Source organism: Vibrio owensii CAIM 1854 = LMG 25443 (assembly GCF_000817815.1).
Classification (GTDB): Bacteria; Pseudomonadota; Gammaproteobacteria; order Enterobacterales; family Vibrionaceae; genus Vibrio; species Vibrio owensii.
Map to the genome: position 1 here is coordinate 193,114 of NZ_JPRD01000015.1, position 16,228 is coordinate 209,341.

Annotated in this window: 28 protein-coding genes; 3 read left to right on the forward strand and 25 right to left on the reverse strand. The window is 41.2% G+C overall.

Annotation, left to right across the window (positions count from 1 at the left end; genetic code table 11):
- The first annotated feature begins 61 nt into the window (after window positions 1-61).
- Window positions 62-757, forward strand: a complete 696-nt coding sequence (locus H735_RS09550; RefSeq protein WP_020194407.1) for an HD-GYP domain-containing protein — start codon at window positions 62-64, stop codon at window positions 755-757.
- Between the two features lie 746 nt (window positions 758-1,503).
- Entirely contained in the window at window positions 1,504-2,652 is a 1,149-nt protein-coding gene (locus H735_RS09555) for a ParB N-terminal domain-containing protein (RefSeq protein WP_161624574.1), read from the forward strand.
- Window positions 2,653-2,718: 66 nt separating this feature from the next.
- On the opposite strand, the gene H735_RS09560 is transcribed toward H735_RS09555, so the two are convergent.
- The gene (locus H735_RS09560) at window positions 2,719-3,216 is read right to left on the reverse strand and encodes a hypothetical protein (protein WP_020194409.1); all 498 of its coding nucleotides are present in this window, start codon (window positions 3,214-3,216) and stop codon (window positions 2,719-2,721) included.
- 384 nt (window positions 3,217-3,600) lie between these two features.
- Here H735_RS09560 and H735_RS09565 point away from each other — a divergent pair, with 384 nt between their 5' ends.
- Entirely contained in the window at window positions 3,601-3,912 is a 312-nt protein-coding gene (locus H735_RS09565; RefSeq protein ID WP_020194410.1) for a hypothetical protein, read from the forward strand.
- A gap of 52 nt (window positions 3,913-3,964) precedes the next feature.
- Here the strand turns inward: H735_RS09565 and H735_RS09570 are convergent, their stop codons facing one another.
- From H735_RS09570 to H735_RS09680, 24 genes are all read right to left on the reverse strand, one after another.
- Window positions 3,965-4,333, reverse strand: a complete 369-nt coding sequence (locus tag H735_RS09570) for a hypothetical protein (RefSeq protein WP_020194411.1) — start codon at window positions 4,331-4,333, stop codon at window positions 3,965-3,967.
- Between the two features lie 163 nt (window positions 4,334-4,496).
- Window positions 4,497-4,679 (reverse strand): hypothetical protein, encoded by a 183-nt coding sequence (locus H735_RS09575; protein ID WP_020194412.1) that lies wholly within the window; start codon window positions 4,677-4,679, stop codon window positions 4,497-4,499.
- 629 nt (window positions 4,680-5,308) lie between these two features.
- Window positions 5,309-5,749: a hypothetical protein gene (locus H735_RS09580; protein WP_020194413.1), complete on the reverse strand. Its 441-nt coding sequence runs from the start codon at window positions 5,747-5,749 to the stop codon at window positions 5,309-5,311.
- A 2-nt stretch (window positions 5,750-5,751) separates the two neighbouring features.
- On the reverse strand, window positions 5,752-6,552 hold the full coding sequence (locus H735_RS09585; protein WP_020194414.1) for a hypothetical protein: 801 nt from the start codon (window positions 6,550-6,552) through the stop codon (window positions 5,752-5,754).
- 69 nt (window positions 6,553-6,621) lie between these two features.
- The gene (locus H735_RS09590; RefSeq protein WP_020194415.1) at window positions 6,622-7,053 is read right to left on the reverse strand and encodes a hypothetical protein; all 432 of its coding nucleotides are present in this window, start codon (window positions 7,051-7,053) and stop codon (window positions 6,622-6,624) included.
- Between the two features lie 141 nt (window positions 7,054-7,194).
- Window positions 7,195-7,404: a hypothetical protein gene (locus tag H735_RS09595; RefSeq protein ID WP_020194416.1), complete on the reverse strand. Its 210-nt coding sequence runs from the start codon at window positions 7,402-7,404 to the stop codon at window positions 7,195-7,197.
- A gap of 38 nt (window positions 7,405-7,442) precedes the next feature.
- Window positions 7,443-7,877 (reverse strand): hypothetical protein, encoded by a 435-nt coding sequence (locus H735_RS09600; RefSeq protein WP_020194417.1) that lies wholly within the window; start codon window positions 7,875-7,877, stop codon window positions 7,443-7,445.
- Window positions 7,878-7,886: 9 nt separating this feature from the next.
- Window positions 7,887-8,213, reverse strand: coding sequence for a hypothetical protein (locus H735_RS09605; RefSeq protein WP_020194418.1), 327 nt, complete (start codon window positions 8,211-8,213; stop codon window positions 7,887-7,889).
- Between the two features lie 92 nt (window positions 8,214-8,305).
- Entirely contained in the window at window positions 8,306-8,605 is a 300-nt protein-coding gene (locus tag H735_RS09610) for a hypothetical protein (RefSeq protein WP_020194419.1), read from the reverse strand.
- A 52-nt stretch (window positions 8,606-8,657) separates the two neighbouring features.
- Window positions 8,658-9,392 carry a hypothetical protein gene (locus H735_RS09615; RefSeq protein WP_020194420.1) on the reverse strand — a complete coding sequence of 245 codons (735 nt, stop codon included), beginning with the start codon at window positions 9,390-9,392 and terminating at the stop codon, window positions 8,658-8,660.
- Window positions 9,393-9,622: 230 nt separating this feature from the next.
- Window positions 9,623-9,859 carry a hypothetical protein gene (locus H735_RS09620; RefSeq protein WP_020194421.1) on the reverse strand — a complete coding sequence of 79 codons (237 nt, stop codon included), beginning with the start codon at window positions 9,857-9,859 and terminating at the stop codon, window positions 9,623-9,625.
- A gap of 160 nt (window positions 9,860-10,019) precedes the next feature.
- The gene (locus H735_RS09625; protein WP_020194423.1) at window positions 10,020-10,235 is read right to left on the reverse strand and encodes a hypothetical protein; all 216 of its coding nucleotides are present in this window, start codon (window positions 10,233-10,235) and stop codon (window positions 10,020-10,022) included.
- A 15-nt stretch (window positions 10,236-10,250) separates the two neighbouring features.
- Complete coding sequence (locus tag H735_RS09630) at window positions 10,251-10,649, reverse strand: hypothetical protein (RefSeq protein WP_020194424.1); 399 nt, start codon at window positions 10,647-10,649, stop codon at window positions 10,251-10,253.
- Window positions 10,650-10,671: 22 nt separating this feature from the next.
- Entirely contained in the window at window positions 10,672-11,616 is a 945-nt protein-coding gene (locus H735_RS09635; protein WP_152447574.1) for a DUF7007 domain-containing protein, read from the reverse strand.
- Window positions 11,617-11,791: 175 nt separating this feature from the next.
- On the reverse strand, window positions 11,792-12,322 hold the full coding sequence (locus H735_RS09640) for a hypothetical protein (RefSeq protein ID WP_020194426.1): 531 nt from the start codon (window positions 12,320-12,322) through the stop codon (window positions 11,792-11,794).
- 170 nt (window positions 12,323-12,492) lie between these two features.
- Window positions 12,493-12,936: a hypothetical protein gene (locus tag H735_RS09645; protein ID WP_020194427.1), complete on the reverse strand. Its 444-nt coding sequence runs from the start codon at window positions 12,934-12,936 to the stop codon at window positions 12,493-12,495.
- A gap of 83 nt (window positions 12,937-13,019) precedes the next feature.
- Entirely contained in the window at window positions 13,020-13,514 is a 495-nt protein-coding gene (locus H735_RS09650) for a hypothetical protein (RefSeq protein ID WP_020194428.1), read from the reverse strand.
- Window positions 13,515-13,526: 12 nt separating this feature from the next.
- A complete protein-coding gene (locus tag H735_RS09655; RefSeq protein WP_020194429.1) occupies window positions 13,527-13,862 on the reverse strand; it encodes a hypothetical protein in 336 nt (111 codons plus the stop codon).
- A 96-nt stretch (window positions 13,863-13,958) separates the two neighbouring features.
- Window positions 13,959-14,237 carry a hypothetical protein gene (locus H735_RS09660; RefSeq protein WP_020194430.1) on the reverse strand — a complete coding sequence of 93 codons (279 nt, stop codon included), beginning with the start codon at window positions 14,235-14,237 and terminating at the stop codon, window positions 13,959-13,961.
- 68 nt (window positions 14,238-14,305) lie between these two features.
- On the reverse strand, window positions 14,306-14,974 hold the full coding sequence (locus H735_RS09665) for a hypothetical protein (RefSeq protein ID WP_020194431.1): 669 nt from the start codon (window positions 14,972-14,974) through the stop codon (window positions 14,306-14,308).
- 350 nt (window positions 14,975-15,324) lie between these two features.
- Window positions 15,325-15,495, reverse strand: coding sequence for a hypothetical protein (locus H735_RS30805; protein WP_020194432.1), 171 nt, complete (start codon window positions 15,493-15,495; stop codon window positions 15,325-15,327).
- Window positions 15,496-15,529: 34 nt separating this feature from the next.
- The gene (locus tag H735_RS09670) at window positions 15,530-15,748 is read right to left on the reverse strand and encodes a hypothetical protein (RefSeq protein WP_020194433.1); all 219 of its coding nucleotides are present in this window, start codon (window positions 15,746-15,748) and stop codon (window positions 15,530-15,532) included.
- 11 nt (window positions 15,749-15,759) lie between these two features.
- On the reverse strand, window positions 15,760-15,957 hold the full coding sequence (locus H735_RS09675; RefSeq protein ID WP_020194434.1) for a hypothetical protein: 198 nt from the start codon (window positions 15,955-15,957) through the stop codon (window positions 15,760-15,762).
- The gene (locus H735_RS09680) at window positions 15,957-16,136 is read right to left on the reverse strand and encodes a hypothetical protein (protein WP_020194435.1); all 180 of its coding nucleotides are present in this window, start codon (window positions 16,134-16,136) and stop codon (window positions 15,957-15,959) included. The genes H735_RS09675 and H735_RS09680 overlap by 1 nt, the downstream gene beginning before the upstream one ends.
- Between the last annotated feature and the right edge of the window lie 92 nt (window positions 16,137-16,228).

The following is a 16,228-nucleotide window of genomic DNA, read 5'->3' on the forward strand; positions in this document are numbered from 1 at the left end:
AGCCAAAGCTATGGCCCTTTTTAGGTTGCACACCATAGCAACCACATATCAGGAGATATTTATGGAATTATTTGGCATAGACATTTCGAGAAACACCGAAGAAAATGTTGAAATGCTTGAAAACTCGATCATTGATCTATTGATTGGGATTGTAAGCCTCAGTGAGAATAATGGTTTGGATGCGGTGAGACAACACAATCTGCGTTGTGAAAAAATCGCGCTTGCCATTCTACGTAAGATTGATCATTCAGAGCTGAACGATGCGGATGCAATGTACCTCAAATCATCACCGAAAATGCATTACTACCTGTCTAAAGCATGTGCCATGCATGACCTTGGTAAGACAACTGTTTCACCAATTCTTCTGAATCGCCAGGGCGGTCTATCAGATGCTGAATTCAACTTAATCAAAGAACATACTATGTCACCCGAGCGTGTCTTTGAAGCTACGCAAGGCCGTACAGTGTTTTTCTTTAAGCTACTAGAACAGTGCATGAGAAGCCATCACGAACGATATAATGGCAAGGGTTACCCAGATGGTCTCAAGGCTGGTGAAATCCCGTTTGTAGCCCGACTCATGTCAATTATCGATACCGTTGATAACATCGTTCACCGTAGCGCTTACGCTAATGAACAACCTTACGAGAAAGCACTGCAAGTCGTCTTGTCTATGCGCGGTGAAGCTTTTGACCCTGTATTGGTTGATGCGTTGCTCGATGCAAAAGAAGAAATTTCAGATATCCTCGTTACTTTCTAAACTCCCTCTAATTCGCGGTCAGTGACGGCTCTCACCAAGCTGACCGATTTATCAATACAAGTCTTATAGCTAGATTTTGTTACATTTGTTGCATTAGGATCTGTGCCATAAGTGAGACAAATAAGATCTAGATAGATATCTCGCTCGCAAAATGTAGTACTATATAATCCAAAGTACGAAATTCGTTTTATAAATCGAAGTCACAAAAATGTGCAAATTCGATGAAAACGAATTGAGCAAAAAGAAGCAAATTTCAGCGAAACACTTGAAAAGAGGTGTGGTCAAGAATAGTATCAATCAAAATATTGACGCACTGGCTAGTTGATAACACAGAAAAAAAAGCACTGTGTTTGAAAAATAAAGAATCTTTATTGGAATAATAACAAAAACTGTCCGATTCTTACGTAGTAATGCCGGTCAAAAATAACAACTACTCTTATGTTGCCAAGCTAATGGATCTGTAGTCTTGTTTTCTGGCTGTAAGATGAAAAAAATAAAGCAGTGATTTATAAAACTGAACATACCGTTCTGGAATGCGGCCTGGTGTTACCTTAACCCGCCTTCAAGAAGAACGAGGATACTTAAATAGAATACCCTTACGTGAGAATGCCATCACGAAATAACAGGGATACTTAGGTGCGAAAATGAACTCTATTACATCATCTCACAAAGCGAAATCAGCCCCTCGCAAATCTACAGTTAGTATGTGGGTTAACGCTGATAAAAAAGGCAAACGCACAGAGGTTGTGTTTGATCTTGTTACTCTTTCCAAGGATGAGCTGACCTCTACTGTTCGTGTGTCTGAACACAACCCACGAAATCAAGGATATTTATCGCAAACTTCACTAGCCTCTCTTCGTAAGGATATCAAAGACAAAGGCGGCATTATTGAGCCGGCTTGGGCATATTCTGCTGGTGGATATATCAATTTAATGGATGGCTCGCGTCGTTGGCGCGTAGCTGTTATGGATGGTTATGAGTATAAGGTTTGGGTAACTAAAAGTAACCTTACAGCAGACCAGATTAACTCTATCACCGAGTCTTTCTCTCAACAGAAAGAGCTGTCACTAATTGAACGTGGTGCACTGTATCAGAAGTGGCTTGATGACGGTCTTTTTGAGGACAAGCAGTCCATCGGGGCGGCAGAACTAAAGAGCGCCACGATCATTACTCGTGCTCTTCAAGCTTATAATCTGCGTGATTCTTTGAAGAACTGTTTCACTGATCCAACGACCTTTGGTGCTTCGCTGATTTATAAACTACACAAAATCAGCAAAGCTATGAACGACTCTGAAAATCTTGTCGCGGTTATGGATTTTGAACGAGACCTTGTTAATGAAGTCGATCCAGAACTGATTGAGTTTGAATTGACTCAAAAGCTGAAGCATCAGAAAACCAAGAAGAGCCAGCGTACAACAGTAAGCACTACTGCTATTAACACAGCAATCACGGACAAGATTATTGAAACCTTCAATAACTCCGCACTTGCTGAGAAAAAAGCTGATGAAGACAATGCTTTTGGCGTACAAAGCAAGGGCAGGCTCCGTATGGCAAGTGAAGGTGATAAGACGTCACTATCTATTCACTTCCAGAACATTCACCCTTCACGTCAGCGCTACGCTGCTGATGTGAACGCTGCGATTGTGAATAGTACAGTAGATGTCAAAGCCAAGAACTTTAATGAGCTTGATGAGACTGCCGCTAAAATGCTTGCAGCGTTGGAAGAACATGCAGATGTAGATATGTTCAATTCTTTCGACAGTGTGGAACGTAAAAAGATGGCGCTTCTTTTTAAAGAAATAGTTGCCGCTCGTTACGCTACTGCGCATGAAGAAGACAAAAAAGTAACTGATATTGATGAGGCTCAACAGAAGAAAGTTGCTAACGCAGACTAGTTGATAATCATACATATATAAAAAAAGCGCTCATGACTGTTGAGCGCTTTTTTATTTTTGACTGACTTACCAGTTTACTGTTGGTAAAGACTGGTTTGTGGTTACGACCGATGGCCCTGAAAGGCTTGTTCCATCTGAGAAGACTACAGTGAATGATTTAAAACCAGACTTCAAAGGGAATACAATCTGAGCTTGCTGCTCAACAGAGACCTCTAAACAGTAAGGGGTACGTGAGTGATCATCAAAGATGATTTCCAAAAACTCAATTCCTTCGTGCTCAGCTGAAATGCCGTGATTGACCTCAATGGCTGTAGCGGTTTCAATCTCTTTGCAAAGCTGCTCTCTAAGCGAATCAGGAGCAAACAGAACCATTGAATGTTCAAGTGCTAAAATGAAAACGTAGCCTAGAGCGTTAAAATTAGTCGCCCAGTAGTTAGTTCCACGAATAATGCCATCACCATCGATCTCCATCAGTAGTGGGCGTTCTTCAACTGGTAAAGAGCACTTTGGGTTTTGACTTATTGAAGTATTTGTTGATGCTATTCCACTTTTCGAATAAATCATGAAATCTCTCCTTAATGGCTTGCTAATGACGGTCTGTTGACATGAGATGATTTTCCTTCGAACCAACCTAAAGCAATTGATCTAATGTCACTTACAAAGAGATTCTGAACACGAGCACTAAACAATGTCTGATCACAAGCACTAAACAATGTGTGACCGCACAAGAAAAAAGCAACGCAAGAAAAGAACTGCAACACTACACAAGATGACTGGAAAAATAGACAGAATGGACAATCATGGAAAGAACATTTTAGCGTAGTACAGGCGTGAGCAATTGAAGCTGATCAGATTACATGATAGCTTAATTCATAAACAAATCGGTTATAATTAACTCATACAAAGCAAATCAAACTTTAAAACATAATCACCTTCGAGGTAGCGAGAATGAACTTTACACAAACTGCAAAATTATATGCTCCAGTTGTTGCCACAGTGGTTGGCATTGTATCTACTCTTTTAACACATAACGTTTTCACTCTGTTTGGCTGCATTGCCGTTGGGCTAGTTATCTCTGGCATTTGCGCCCTAAATTCCATTGCTGAATCTACACCTATCAAGCTACAAAAAGTATCATTAGCTGATAGCACTACCAGTTCGAAACCAAAGCGCAAAGAAACAACGATGTATGTCGTTAACCCTAACACAGCGAACTGTTTTACAGGCATGAACATTGGTGGACACACTAACTTTCTATAAATTCGTTTAACTTGTTTTCTTCGCTACTAAGGCGCTAAGAGTCGTAAAGCTCTTAGCGTTTTCTTGTTCTAGCCCTCCGCTTTGTTGATAGTGCATCTACCCAGTATTCAGCCGTAAGTATCCCCTCCTCATCTGGCAGTGTAATTTTGTAATGCTTTTCTATTATGCGGAGAAGTCTTGGGATGTCTTCTATCTGCCAGGATGCAAGCTCTACATATGTTTTGACCAGCCCCTTAAACCATTCCAGAGGCGGAGCGGAGCGCGCATTAAATTCGAGCCATTTCGAAAACAGCGTTGGAGAGGACAATCGAGCTTTTCGAAAATCATCAAAGCTATTGAACAATTCATTATGTTGAGAGTTCTGATACTCCATTTCCAAATAGGTATCAAAATTTAAATTTCCGATAATCTGAGTTCCCATTTAAACCACCAGCAATCAAAAAGGTTTTTCCACTTTTATGATCAATTGCAACCATCGCGAAGCTCTTATTTGGATGAAATGAAAAACTTCAAGCTTGAAAGCAGAACAGCCGATACGCTATCAAGGGAAGTTTAAAACACCTCTGATCAATAGACAGATACAATTATGAAAGCATCTCCATAGCAATTTGCTTCTTTTTATCTTGTCGTGACGCTTTCTTTTCGGTGCGTCTAATTGAAGCCTTACCTTTGACACGAACGCCTTGAGGTGCTTTGTTGTGGCGTGGGGAAGAGTCCCATCCGTGAGCGTTAGAGGCAGGGTTATACTGTCGAGCGTATGGACGCATATAAAGACACTCCTTGTGAGTTATGGGCTAAATTTCCAGTTGAGAAGATGATAAGACTAACCTCTTTCAAACTACCTGATCATATCGCTATACATAAAACCTACTCGCACTAAATTTACTTCAAAACAGAATTTGCTATTTGTTTTTACATAGTTAGCTCGCAATGTTTAATTTGTTGTTCAAACTATTAATAACTTGTGCGAAGCTGTCAAAAACGGAAGTTGGACACGTGACATTTCACCTATTTATCTGAAATAAGGACAAAAATTCCCTTTCATGGATCATGTATTTGCTATTTTTATGATCCACTTGCAAACCATAATTTGGTAAGATCAACTTGTCCTGATGTGGATAAAAAACACAATTAGGACTACACACTTTTAACAGGGGTTAAAAGAACAGTAGGCAGGCACAAATATCCTTAGTTGGGCTCCGAAACTCTCTAAGGGAATCAGCTGCTGTTTGGACAACCTTTTTGTTACACTCAGCCGATGTTAAAACATCGGCTTTTTTTTAGTGCAAAGTGGCTTTTAGAATTGCGTTGAGCAACGTAAGGAACGTTTTATAGGAATTCATGTGCTGATAAATACACTGGTCGCGTAGATAACAGCACTATATTCAGTTAGAGCTTATGTGTAGAAGTCTTTGAGCTCGTCAAGTTTTCTCAGGGCTTCGTGATGGAGACCTTTAGCCTTTTTAAAGCAGATTTCCGTTTGCGTTGGATTCAAACGAAGTAATTCTATGTAGTAGTGCTCGATCTCGTGACGGTTCTTCCAGTAGAGCTGTGATGTCAAATCAAAATGCCCTGTATCATCTAGGTTCCATGCGTGAGCTATGATCATTTGCTGACCTGGTATAAACAGAAACCCAAGAACGTAATCGCAATTATCTACCTCCGTCATGGCAAGAGCATTATTATAGCACTGTCCCATGTTTACAAATGCCTTGCTCCACTCCAAAACTTCACTGCCAACTTCATAGAAGTTACTTACTGGTTTCAGTTTCTCACGGGCAACAGACTGATTTACTGCTACCATATTGAGAGTTTCTGGTGGGGCAGCTTTAAGCATGGTCAGACTCCATTAAACATACACCCCCTAATACGTTGTTCAACCTCATCTAAATTCGTTACCTTACTAATGTCATCACAGATGTATGATAACGCTTGTTCGATGCTTGAGATAGTCACAACATTCCCATACCAATTTTGTGTAAAGATCTCTAATTCAGTTACACAGAAAAAGTACCCATAACGTGAGTTAAGGTTGTCGTCCTTACTGCCATCATTAAAAACGAAAAGCTTGATCTCATCTTCATCATTTGAGAACTTTGCTACTTGATACATGACGCCATTATCAGTGCTACAAGACAGTGTTAATGGCGGAATACTTGGGTTTGGCATAACAAGTCGAGCATCTATATCGACAGAGGTCAATAATCCCTGCTCAACGTTCAAGATGTTTTTAACCATTAAATGGATAATTGCCATTTCTAAACGCTTCTTGTCGGGAACCCCGTTCCAGTACATAGTGTTCAAAGACGGTGAATCGCCTGCTAAGGTCATTTGGTAGCCCTGTAGCATCTCACACCAGAATTGCTCCTCAGTAAGCTCAGAATCGCATACAAGCACCATATGAGCCACCAGTTCATCGATATCTAATTCTGGCACAGCAGATTCCTTTATCGAGTTCTGCAGATCTGATAGGTATACCTCATCGAACTTAATCATGAATTCATTGGAGCCATTGACCAGATCAAAACACGGTACAAAGTCCTCTGGCTTAAGTTCTGAACCGGAGAGTATTTCAGTTAGTTTCTCTGACTCGGTGATATCGGTTACTTGGATAATGCGTTCAAACAGTGACTTTTCCATTTTGTTTCCTTACTGGACTGAGAAATGCAGTTTGAAAGTGAGGCTTAATCGCCTCACTGACTGATTGGATTATTGCTTTTCGTTAAGTTGCTTGTTGCGAATAAACATGCCGGGGGCTGATTCGAATTCGAGATAGTCTTCGCAGTTAGGGCAATCAGCTTTTACGTGTAGCGCTGCTTTGTGCTTTGGTGCGTACTCAAAGAACATCTCGTGCCCTGAGTCATGATGCTCAAATACGATGTTAACGCCATACTGGTTAACATGAAGCACTGACGGAGACCACTGAGGGTATCGATCGTTATTTACATCACCGTCACCATCAATGAAGTCGCATTCAACGTCCTGCACAATAGCGATGTATTTTATTGATGTATCGCCCCAGTCGAGTATCGCCTTAGCTTTCTCTATTAGGTGATCGAGCTCTATTGGATTGAATAGTGCATATTCGGGTGTGATGTCATCAGAGTTTGTTTGTGCTTGAAGGCTTAGACGGCTTTCCATTTAGTGCTCCTTTACCTGATTACCAGTAGTTACTAAGAGGTTGATAAAGGAATTTTAAAAGCGACTGCCTATGAGCAAGTGATCATGGGATTATATAGAAAAGGGACGCGCCACCAGCAATGGCACATCCTATGAATAGAATTAGTTTGCTAACGCTTTCTGGATAATCTGATCGCCTTTCTCGGTAATCGTTGTTCTTATCTGTCTGGCATTAATCTGATTAATATCGGTATACATACCTATTCCTACTAGCCCCACTTTTACAAGCCTTTCGTAGTCATCTACAGAGATTGCCTGACCTCTTGAGGCTTCATATAGGATTAATGCAGTTGGTTTACTATTTTCCGACATTTCTGTCCCTTAACATTTTGTATTCAAACATTGTGCCACTATGAAAGATCTTCCATGTATACATATGACCGTCCTTCATTAAACGCTTTTCTAAAACCATTGCCTTCAAAAAACACCATTTCACCATGGTCATCATAGCGAGGATCGTAATATGTAGAAATATGGTTTTGCAGCAAAGCTAAAGCGAGGCGAAATCGAGCATCCGGGTAGTTGTTACAGGTTCCAGCTTCAAAGTTAGCTACGATCTCGTCTCTAAACAATCCAGGATAGCGTTTCGCTAGCTCACCACAGTCTGATCCGTCGAAGTTGCCGCCATAGTGGTAATTGCCAAATTGGTCATTAAAGTGAGCTTGCGAGATAGCCACTTTCTGAACATCTCGTTGGTGTTTAGGTGCTGGTTTGTCAAAATTGATGCGCCCATCAGGAACACAAGAGCCAAACGTTACCGTTGCCAGATAATCAAAAACATTCATCTCAATCCCCTAATTGGTTTCTTCGGAAATGACAACAACAAAACCTACACCTTCACCGCTTTCGCCCTTCGCCGTAACAGAGAAGCAGCCTTCACAAGCATCGAATACCTGATTATCTTCACCACAAACTGTGATCTTATACTTTGCCATAGCTTCACGTACCTTACCGGTCACGAGTTTATCAATAGCATGAGATTCTTCCATCGAGGATTCACCGTAGTACTGTCTGCGAATAAGTTCCTCTCCCTCACCTTCAAGTTCGATTTTTGTACCAATTGCTTCTTGATTTTCATCATCAGCATTCGGGAACGAAATTTCATCTATCAATAATCGCATGTGGTTACTCCTAAAGAATGGGGACGTAATTACATCCCTATTTTAAAGTTTACGGAATAGAGGTAAGTGATCTAGATGAAATGAAGGTATTATCAATTGTTGTAATAAATTTGCTCTAGCCAGAATTGCTCAGTATACCAATGACTTAAATCAATAGTGCCTTTCTTTCTGATCTGATCTAATGTGTAATCAACCGCATGTTGCTTGTTAAAAAAAACAGTGGTTTCATCATTCGATTCTGGGTACTCAGAATCAGAAAAAATATGCTTAAGTACCCACTTACGATTGGTTGCCAATTCGGTAAGTAAAATTACTGTGCTCGTATCATCAACTGAGCCTTGCATTGCGCCCACTTCATAACCTTGCTGGATGTTTATCAATTGCTGATGCATTTTTTTGACTCCCAAAAAGGGAATTGATTAATTCCCTTTTCATTAGTAGTGATCATAAAGTAAGAATGGTTTTCTTTTTCAAACTTAAGTCGAGCGTAAATTTGAGTTGGTCTTTGTTCAGAAGGGCTATTGAGTCAATTAAGAACTCTCCAACTAAGGTTTGATCAATACAAGCTTCAATAGCTTCATTCAGTGGTAGGTCAAAGTAGACGAATTTATCCTCACTCTCTGGGAAATCATCCATACTTTTCTCTGTAATGAAGGCTGTTCTTTTTCCTGGAGTTTCGCCCTCATAATGGTAATCAACAAGATAGGAACGCTCTTCAGCATTCATGCTTGCACGTAATTCAGGTGAGAGTTCACGAAGAGTGTGAGCAATAATCGCGATGACTCGATCGCGCTCATCCATACCGTCATCGATACCTACTTTCAACTTGTCGCCATTAGAAAGTAGCAATTCAGCGTCTCCAAGGTGGAAGTCTGCAGATAGATGGTCTTCATATTGCACAAAGACATCAATTTTCAATTCATTGGAATCATTCAGGTCATCAGGTAGCAGGCTGTTTTCTTCAGGCTCTGTGAAGCTCGATACAATACATTTGCCAACTTCATCGTAGTAGTAGCACCCCGTATCCATTTTGCAGCTGCGCCCGGACGTGTGAAGAATGGTAATGTACCCTAAACCTATTGCTAATACCGCATCGTTAAACGCTTCTACCGATTCTGGCTCTGGATAACAGAACAGTCCGATGTTTAAGCCCGTTATTTGGTCTAGTGATAACTGCATATTGATACTCCTGACATATGGTAGTGATTAAAGACATCACCATTTTAGGAAAAGAAGACCATTTCTAAGTGATCTGGTTGAGTTTAATGGTTTCGTCAGTCAGAGGATGATGCTGGATACATCAGGTATATCTGATTGTTTGATTGACCTACAACATTAGACGGAAGCATGGTCAGATATCGGAAGCATGATCAAGTGGCGGAACTTGAGCTCCACCAGCCTCATTCATTTTATAAAGTAGCAAACCCGTGTGGAAGACCGTTCGCTTGAACATGCACGGTGTTTACCATTGCTTGGACCCAGCGATTACATTTCTCTGACCAAAGCATCCATTTGCGACCATCGTTTGCCCGGTAAAGATCCTCGCGTTTATAGAAAAGGGTAATACGCCCCATTGTGTGATGATGCGTTGCACCATCTGGTACGTCGAGTATTTGTAGATCATCTGAAGTGTCTGCAATAACCATAATCAATCCTTATAGAATAAAAACATATGAATGATGATAAGAGCGTTTGAACAAATAAGAATTATATGGTGGGGAATTCGTATTCAATTGATCATGAGAAAGGGCACGATTTGGATAGGAAGGCAGCGGACAAGTGTATGTCCGCCGTTAAAGTAGAGGGTTATTGAACCGCTACAAAATGATGCCAGACTAAATAGCCAGTGCCTGCCCATATAGAAATACCAATAAATAAGGCTAAGTACTCAGTCTTACGGTAACAATCATCACTCACAATCTTGTATCTACCAAGTGTGAACGCTTTCAAAGCGAAAGCTCCAGTTAAATAAATTCCACCGTAAATCAATGACTCAAAAAGAAAAATCAAAATCACTTCCATTCGTGAACCCTAATATTAATGCCTAGACTGAAGTCGCTTAAGGTCTAGGATATTGTTTCGTTGGATCATCTCAATGATACCACTTGCTCGATTTGCTGGCGATTGCTCTGACAAATAACGTAACGTTCGGATTAGAAACGCGCTTCCTACACGTCTGGCAACATACGACTGCAATAATAAGTTGATCTGGGAGTTAATACTGAAGTCCATGCCTGTCGCTTTACCATCTGCGTTGATTGAAAGCGAACGGCGCAACTCAAGGAGTTTCGGGCTCCGTTTCTCCTGCTCAGAAAGCTTACGCTTGATCATGATGCCGTTGAGAGACTGATAGCGGTTATTGGTTGTTGCTTGATATCCAGCGCCTAAGTGGTAGAACTTAGCGCCCATTGGATTGATTGCTTGATGATTAAACATAGTCTGTCCTCTGGGCTTTGTATTATGCGTTGAGTCTTGCTTTAGCATCCGCGAAGATACGGCAATTGTGGAATTCAGTATTTACGTTGTCCAACGCGTCAGATAGGCATTTGTTGAACATATCAATCGCTTCGCTAGAAGATACGTTGCGTTCTGCGGCATACTGATTAATGAACTCACTACGTGCTGTTTCCATGGTACCGTTGTATCTAGAGCGAAAGCCATAAAACCCACCAGCTAATTCGCGCTTATCTGCTTCTGGGTCATTCTTAAGCAATTCAAGGTACGAGTTGGCTAAGTCTACAGCGTACTTAGGTAATCGGACGTCAAGAGGCTCTAGCTCACTACTGTTTGCCACGATATCACTTACGACTACATCACATTCACTTAATCGCATAAACAAACTATCTACACGATCTGAATCTCTTTGCTTGCTATAACTTTCTGCCGTAACGAAGTGACGTTTATGGTCAGCTGTAGTAACTAAATTTACACCATGCATGAATGTTTTGGTGTCACCCCAAGGGCATGTGATCAAGTCTGGGTCTTTAGCTAATCGAGCTTTATCCACCACGATACGCATCTTATGAACCTCATATAGCTCCCCGCGGGGCTCAAAGCCACGTTCTACCAGGTAATCAGGATTAGTCCCGCTCAATTGTTCAATCAGGTAATCTTCAATTTCCTGATCTGACATTTGCACAAATTTATCCGAGGTTAGGATTGTTCGACGTTGTTGGACGTTAAGTTCGAAAGTAGGGACCATCCAATCTGCATCCTCTTCGTAACAGAAATACCCGCTATACATCTCTGCAACCTTCAGGGCTGCTTTAGAGAAGAACTTATTGGCAAATCCCTGGCTCACCATTATTCCGCCGTGTGTTGAAGTAGAAACAGTTTTAACTCCACGAATATGCGAGATAACGTTATGTGCTGCTCCCCAAGGAGTATAGGTGCAAGTAGCCATGGTGAATTCCTTACTGATTGAAATCTTCTTTACAAGTAAGTAGATGATATAAACGAGCGCCTAAAAGCAATTGATCTGACTACATTTCACAAATCTTAACCGCGGCAGTTCATATTTAAAGAAATGCCGGGGCATACCCGGCTATTAGTCTTATGTGTTTGGGCTACTAAAGGGACTACGAGTAGAAGTACTTACCGCGGAAAATGCGAAGGGTTTTGCTAGTGTCGAATAATGATATTCCCTCCCCTTCTCCTTTGTAGTTAACAATTTCAACAACGAGAGTATTTGGTGTGATTTGATCACGAATAGATTGCACTAATTTGTCATTAGCCTCTTGCCAACATTCGAACGAATTGTAAAAACCTTCTGCGTACCAGTCTTGATCGTCATTCGCGGGAGTATGTTTGTACTCTGCCTGAGACTGAAGAAACACTGACATAATGATTCCGTCAGACAGCTCTTCTTTGGCTTCATCAAGTGTGAATTCATCGCTTAGAATGGTGTTGAGAGCATACTCTTCAGAACGAAACATTTCGCTGTATTGGCGCTCACAATATTCTAAGCAGGCATCAATACCAAACTGCTGCTCAACGGCATTTATTGCACCAGAGAGTACTGACAAATCTAAAGTGGATATGTCCGAAAGTTCCTCGGGGATAGTTTTTTGCACGTCTAGTGCTCCCAGTGATTCGTCTCTAGTTGCCATGACAAATGCCTATATAAAGTGATTGCGGTGATGGTGACATTGTATGAACGAGTCAGTAAATGCAATTGATCGAGTTACATTTATCAAATGATAACTGCGGCACCCAACAGACAAAGAAAAGCCGGGAAGATTCCCGGCAATTGAGATGTTCATACGTCCACCAGCTATTTTTAAATGTGCTGATCGATAGCGTAACTTAATGGATGCGATGTATTTATGTACACCTGTCCGTTTTCATCAGGGTGTCGTGAATCATGGCGTAACTGTTCTTCAAATGTGCTTACAGCATCACCGATATCATTACCGCTAACAATATGAACAGTGTCATCGTCGTCACCACATACGCGACCGGATACAAGAAACAGATTATGCACGTCAGCAAAAACTTTCGTTGATTCAGATTGGGCTTCGCCTTTACGCTCGGCATTCAGCTCATTGAGCTTTTCACCGATAGCCATGATTGCATCGCCCGAAAGCTTTTCTGTAGAACGAGGGAACCAACAATAATCTGACTCCTTACCGTCTATCTGATCAAATACCCCGAACTTGGCATCACCGATGTAGACGTTAATCATGCCCACTTTGTCTGTTATCAATGTAACGACTGGCTTCACAGTGTTCCTTCCTTATCTAATGCTTTATGTTTTGAGGGCAACTGCGTGATGGTAACAGTTAGCCCCTTTGCCTGCTTTAAGCTCTACAACACCAACTGAGTTGCAGAATTGATATTTAAAAGCTTGTCGGTGATCTGGTCACGGATATCAATCGCCTGCTTAAGCAGTTCTCGAGATAGACATAAACGCTCCATTTCATTGCGTAGATTCGTTAATCCTTCGAGTTCCAAATCATCGCTGTGCCCGACAAAGATGCCCTTATCAACCTTCGCCTGAAAGCCAAGACGCAACAGAGCATATTTTGCTTCGTAGTCTTTGCGAGCCATCGAGTAATGCACACTACGACCCATGAGGTCATCTAGGCGCTTTTTAAGTCCATTGCGGTGAAGAACTTTAAGGTTTAACTCTTTAGCTTTGGTTACAAGTTCCATATAAGTTTTACGCAGCTTTGTTAGATCAACAGCAGGAACAAAACGGTGATTAACAAATACAGTGCTTGACCCGATGATGTTTAGTTCTTCATTAGTTAGCACGCATAGGTCAAGTTTGATTTCTTCTTTAAAGTTTATTTCTGACATAAAGAGAACCTCTTAATACGGAAATTTTGGTAATTGACGACGAGTTGGAGTTTCCATTGGTGTATAACTCTCGGCTTGCTCTTCTGATTGCTTAAACACCTGTAAATTAGCCAAATCAACATAATAAACAGCTGAAGGAACTGGCTTGTCCTTAACGGACAGGCGCTCACCTCCTTCAACTAAACCGTTAAACAAACAAACCTGATTCTGATTCTCCCAATCAGCTAACTTGCGCGTATGATGCATTGGTGGCTTCTTGGTGCCGTCAGAGATGCGAATCACATCGTTTATTTGAAGTGACGATAAATCGGTAACAAGTACTTCTGATTGCTGAGCTGAGTTATTCATAAGTGAACTCCCAAAAATGAGTTTTTAGTAATTGCGTTATGAGTTCATTTTATTGATGACCAACACTTATCAATTGATCTAGTAACATTTCCAAAGTTAGCTCAGAGCCGATACTTGCTTAAATACTTTCAGACCGTCCAGACCAATCCAATGAACCATGATCGGTTCAGGCTTATCTTTAATTTTAATCATGGTGTTGTTGTGCTCCAGACCATGGAACAGAGCAGTTTGATTCTTCTGCGTCCAACGAGATAGCTTTTTCGTGTGATGCTTTGGCGGCTGTTTGGTGCCGTCAGAAATTCGGATTACGTCGTTGATCTCGAGTGTAGACAAGTCGGTAACCAAAATTTCATTTTGATGTGCTTCGTGGTTCATGATCATGTTCCTGTACTAAAATTCTGGGGGTGGTGCGCCTCTCAAGGCACACCGGAATTATTTTTGAATTACAAGAATTGAACGTTTACCGCTTCTGGACCGCCTTGCTTGTGAATTAGTTCAGCGTAGCCGATTTTTTCTAGCAACAGCTCAGAGCGGCGTTTAGCTTCATGAGTGATCGAGTCTGTTTTGACGTAAGAGCAACCAGCATTAAAATCCCAAACTGCATCGCGTGTGATGAGTTCTGATTGCTCTAATACAAGCTTATTAGTATCAATTAAGAACTCTGTTTCCGGTGGGAGTCCATTCATTTTGTTGTCGTCATTAATCACCGACTCAAGGTGCATAAGAGTTAAATCAACAATGACGTTTAGGGATGGAACCTCTACCCATGCGTGTCCCATAAATGGCAGATCATCAATTGTGTAGCCCATTGCGCGGTACATTTGCATTTGTTCTTGAGTAACGTAACCGTATTCACAGTAACCATTGCCAGACTTGTTAAAACCGAAACTAGCAGCACCGCCCACATAATGAGCATCAAAGCCCTTTTCTTTTAGACCTTCGCAAAGAAGGTGATTCAGGTACAGGCAAGACCCGCTGAATGGGTTATCGCCCATAGGCTCACCAAAGGCAAGAGAAACGCTTTTCATGACATTCAGGTACTTGTCATTAATACCTGATTTTATTTGGTCAACGATAGATTTAAGTTCGGTGATTTTAGCTGTGTTCGTCATGCTGAATTCCTTAAGTAATTGAATTGATTAATTGCGTTATGAGTTCATTTTATTAACGTCCAACAAGAAGCAATTGATCGGATTACATTTCACGAAGACGACAGGTTGAGGTGCAAATAGAAGATGTGCCCTAGTGGTTAGTTGAGGCTATAGAGTTTTTCTTACTGAAGAGAAATGGGGTATTGAATAGATATTCGCTTAGGTCTTGCAATATCTCGGGGATATATCAAGCAAAAGTGAATATGAGCAAATAGATATGCATTTATGACATTCTGACAAACAAAAAGCCCGATCGCTATTAACAATAACCACCGAGCTTTAATGATCTAAGAGAATGGAACTGATTATCGCTATCGAATTAGAGTGCCGTTATCATCAGTCGTGGTCACCAAATAGTAGCCATCATTTTCAAGATCACTGTGCACAGCATTCGCGTGGTCTTCACACTCTGTCGGGAACACGTCCGGCTTGTTCTGCTTGTAATCTTCTTTAGTTTGGTATCCGGTCACTTCATATAACATCGAATGTTACTCCTTGAGTGCGTACGCTGGTGGCTTAGGCTTTAAGGTCTTCAATTGCAAAGACAAAATCAGTCTTATATTCGAAGTGCTGATCTGTAACGACATCGATGTATATATTGTCGTTCCAGTCTTCGTGTTGCTCTTCAAGGATCTCTAGAGCGGCTTTTTTTGCTGCTTCTTCGTGTGTCATAGCATCTTCAATAACATGCACTGCTGTTTCACCCATAGCCGGGCGACCTACCGCCATAAACATATGCTTACTCCCTAATTAGTTGTTTTATTGCTATCAATTTGACTTTCTAGCTCTTTGGCTAACGACTCTAGTTCAAGACGAAACGGACGCTTTTTGTCATCAACGTCGAACCCTTCATCCATACCCATGCCAATACCGTGAGAAGTACAGTGCTGAATCATGGCGACCAAAGATTCTTTAGCATCATCTGACAAGTTTTCTATTTTCATCAAGCTTCCTTAACATTGATCTGAGTGCAGTGTTTTAAATAAAGACGCATACTTTTCTTATGAAAATGCCGAGCTTGTTTTGACTTCCGGCTTCGGAATCCTGGCGGCAGCATGTCGTGCTTATCTTGTGCATCTAAAAAATTGAAACCCAAACGTGGGTAAAAACCTTGTGCTGGCATAAGATACCTCCATGGCGTCTACCATTCGTTAGCTTAGTAGCCTGTTCATTGTATCCAGTCGCGGCACAAAGCAAGTGATCTAAGTACATAAT

Bases quoted from the DNA above. Each gene is read 5' to 3' on its own strand.
- H735_RS09620 (WP_020194421.1), bottom strand. From the start codon at position 9,859: ATGGTTATTGCAGACACTTCAGATGATCTACAAATACTCGACGTACCA.
- H735_RS09610 (WP_020194419.1), bottom strand. From the start codon at position 8,605: ATGCATCAGCAATTGATAAACATCCAGCAAGGTTATGAAGTGGGCGCA.
- H735_RS09655 (WP_020194429.1), bottom strand. From the start codon at position 13,862: ATGAATAACTCAGCTCAGCAATCAGAAGTACTTGTTACCGATTTATCG.
- H735_RS09640 (WP_020194426.1), bottom strand. From the start codon at position 12,322: ATGGCAACTAGAGACGAATCACTGGGAGCACTAGACGTGCAAAAAACT.
- H735_RS09560 (WP_020194409.1), bottom strand. From the start codon at position 3,216: ATGATTTATTCGAAAAGTGGAATAGCATCAACAAATACTTCAATAAGT.
- H735_RS09570 (WP_020194411.1), bottom strand. From the start codon at position 4,333: ATGGGAACTCAGATTATCGGAAATTTAAATTTTGATACCTATTTGGAA.
- H735_RS09590 (WP_020194415.1), bottom strand. From the start codon at position 7,053: ATGGAAAGCCGTCTAAGCCTTCAAGCACAAACAAACTCTGATGACATC.
- H735_RS30805 (WP_020194432.1), bottom strand. From the start codon at position 15,495: ATGTTATATGAAGTGACCGGATACCAAACTAAAGAAGATTACAAGCAG.
- H735_RS09675 (WP_020194434.1), bottom strand. From the start codon at position 15,957: ATGAAAATAGAAAACTTGTCAGATGATGCTAAAGAATCTTTGGTCGCC.
- H735_RS09575 (WP_020194412.1), bottom strand. From the start codon at position 4,679: ATGCGTCCATACGCTCGACAGTATAACCCTGCCTCTAACGCTCACGGA.
- H735_RS09630 (WP_020194424.1), bottom strand. From the start codon at position 10,649: ATGTTTAATCATCAAGCAATCAATCCAATGGGCGCTAAGTTCTACCAC.
- H735_RS09650 (WP_020194428.1), bottom strand. From the start codon at position 13,514: ATGTCAGAAATAAACTTTAAAGAAGAAATCAAACTTGACCTATGCGTG.
- H735_RS09600 (WP_020194417.1), bottom strand. From the start codon at position 7,877: ATGAATGTTTTTGATTATCTGGCAACGGTAACGTTTGGCTCTTGTGTT.
- H735_RS09565 (WP_020194410.1), top strand. From the start codon at position 3,601: ATGAACTTTACACAAACTGCAAAATTATATGCTCCAGTTGTTGCCACA.
- H735_RS09665 (WP_020194431.1), bottom strand. From the start codon at position 14,974: ATGACGAACACAGCTAAAATCACCGAACTTAAATCTATCGTTGACCAA.
- H735_RS09615 (WP_020194420.1), bottom strand. From the start codon at position 9,392: ATGCAGTTATCACTAGACCAAATAACGGGCTTAAACATCGGACTGTTC.
- H735_RS09595 (WP_020194416.1), bottom strand. From the start codon at position 7,404: ATGTCGGAAAATAGTAAACCAACTGCATTAATCCTATATGAAGCCTCA.
- H735_RS09580 (WP_020194413.1), bottom strand. From the start codon at position 5,749: ATGCTTAAAGCTGCCCCACCAGAAACTCTCAATATGGTAGCAGTAAAT.
- H735_RS09605 (WP_020194418.1), bottom strand. From the start codon at position 8,213: ATGCGATTATTGATAGATGAAATTTCGTTCCCGAATGCTGATGATGAA.
- H735_RS09585 (WP_020194414.1), bottom strand. From the start codon at position 6,552: ATGGAAAAGTCACTGTTTGAACGCATTATCCAAGTAACCGATATCACC.
- H735_RS09635 (WP_152447574.1), bottom strand. From the start codon at position 11,616: ATGGCTACTTGCACCTATACTCCTTGGGGAGCAGCACATAACGTTATC.
- H735_RS09680 (WP_020194435.1), bottom strand. From the start codon at position 16,136: ATGCCAGCACAAGGTTTTTACCCACGTTTGGGTTTCAATTTTTTAGAT.
- H735_RS09670 (WP_020194433.1), bottom strand. From the start codon at position 15,748: ATGTTTATGGCGGTAGGTCGCCCGGCTATGGGTGAAACAGCAGTGCAT.
- H735_RS09625 (WP_020194423.1), bottom strand. From the start codon at position 10,235: ATGGAAGTGATTTTGATTTTTCTTTTTGAGTCATTGATTTACGGTGGA.
- H735_RS09660 (WP_020194430.1), bottom strand. From the start codon at position 14,237: ATGAACCACGAAGCACATCAAAATGAAATTTTGGTTACCGACTTGTCT.
- H735_RS09550 (WP_020194407.1), top strand. From the start codon at position 62: ATGGAATTATTTGGCATAGACATTTCGAGAAACACCGAAGAAAATGTT.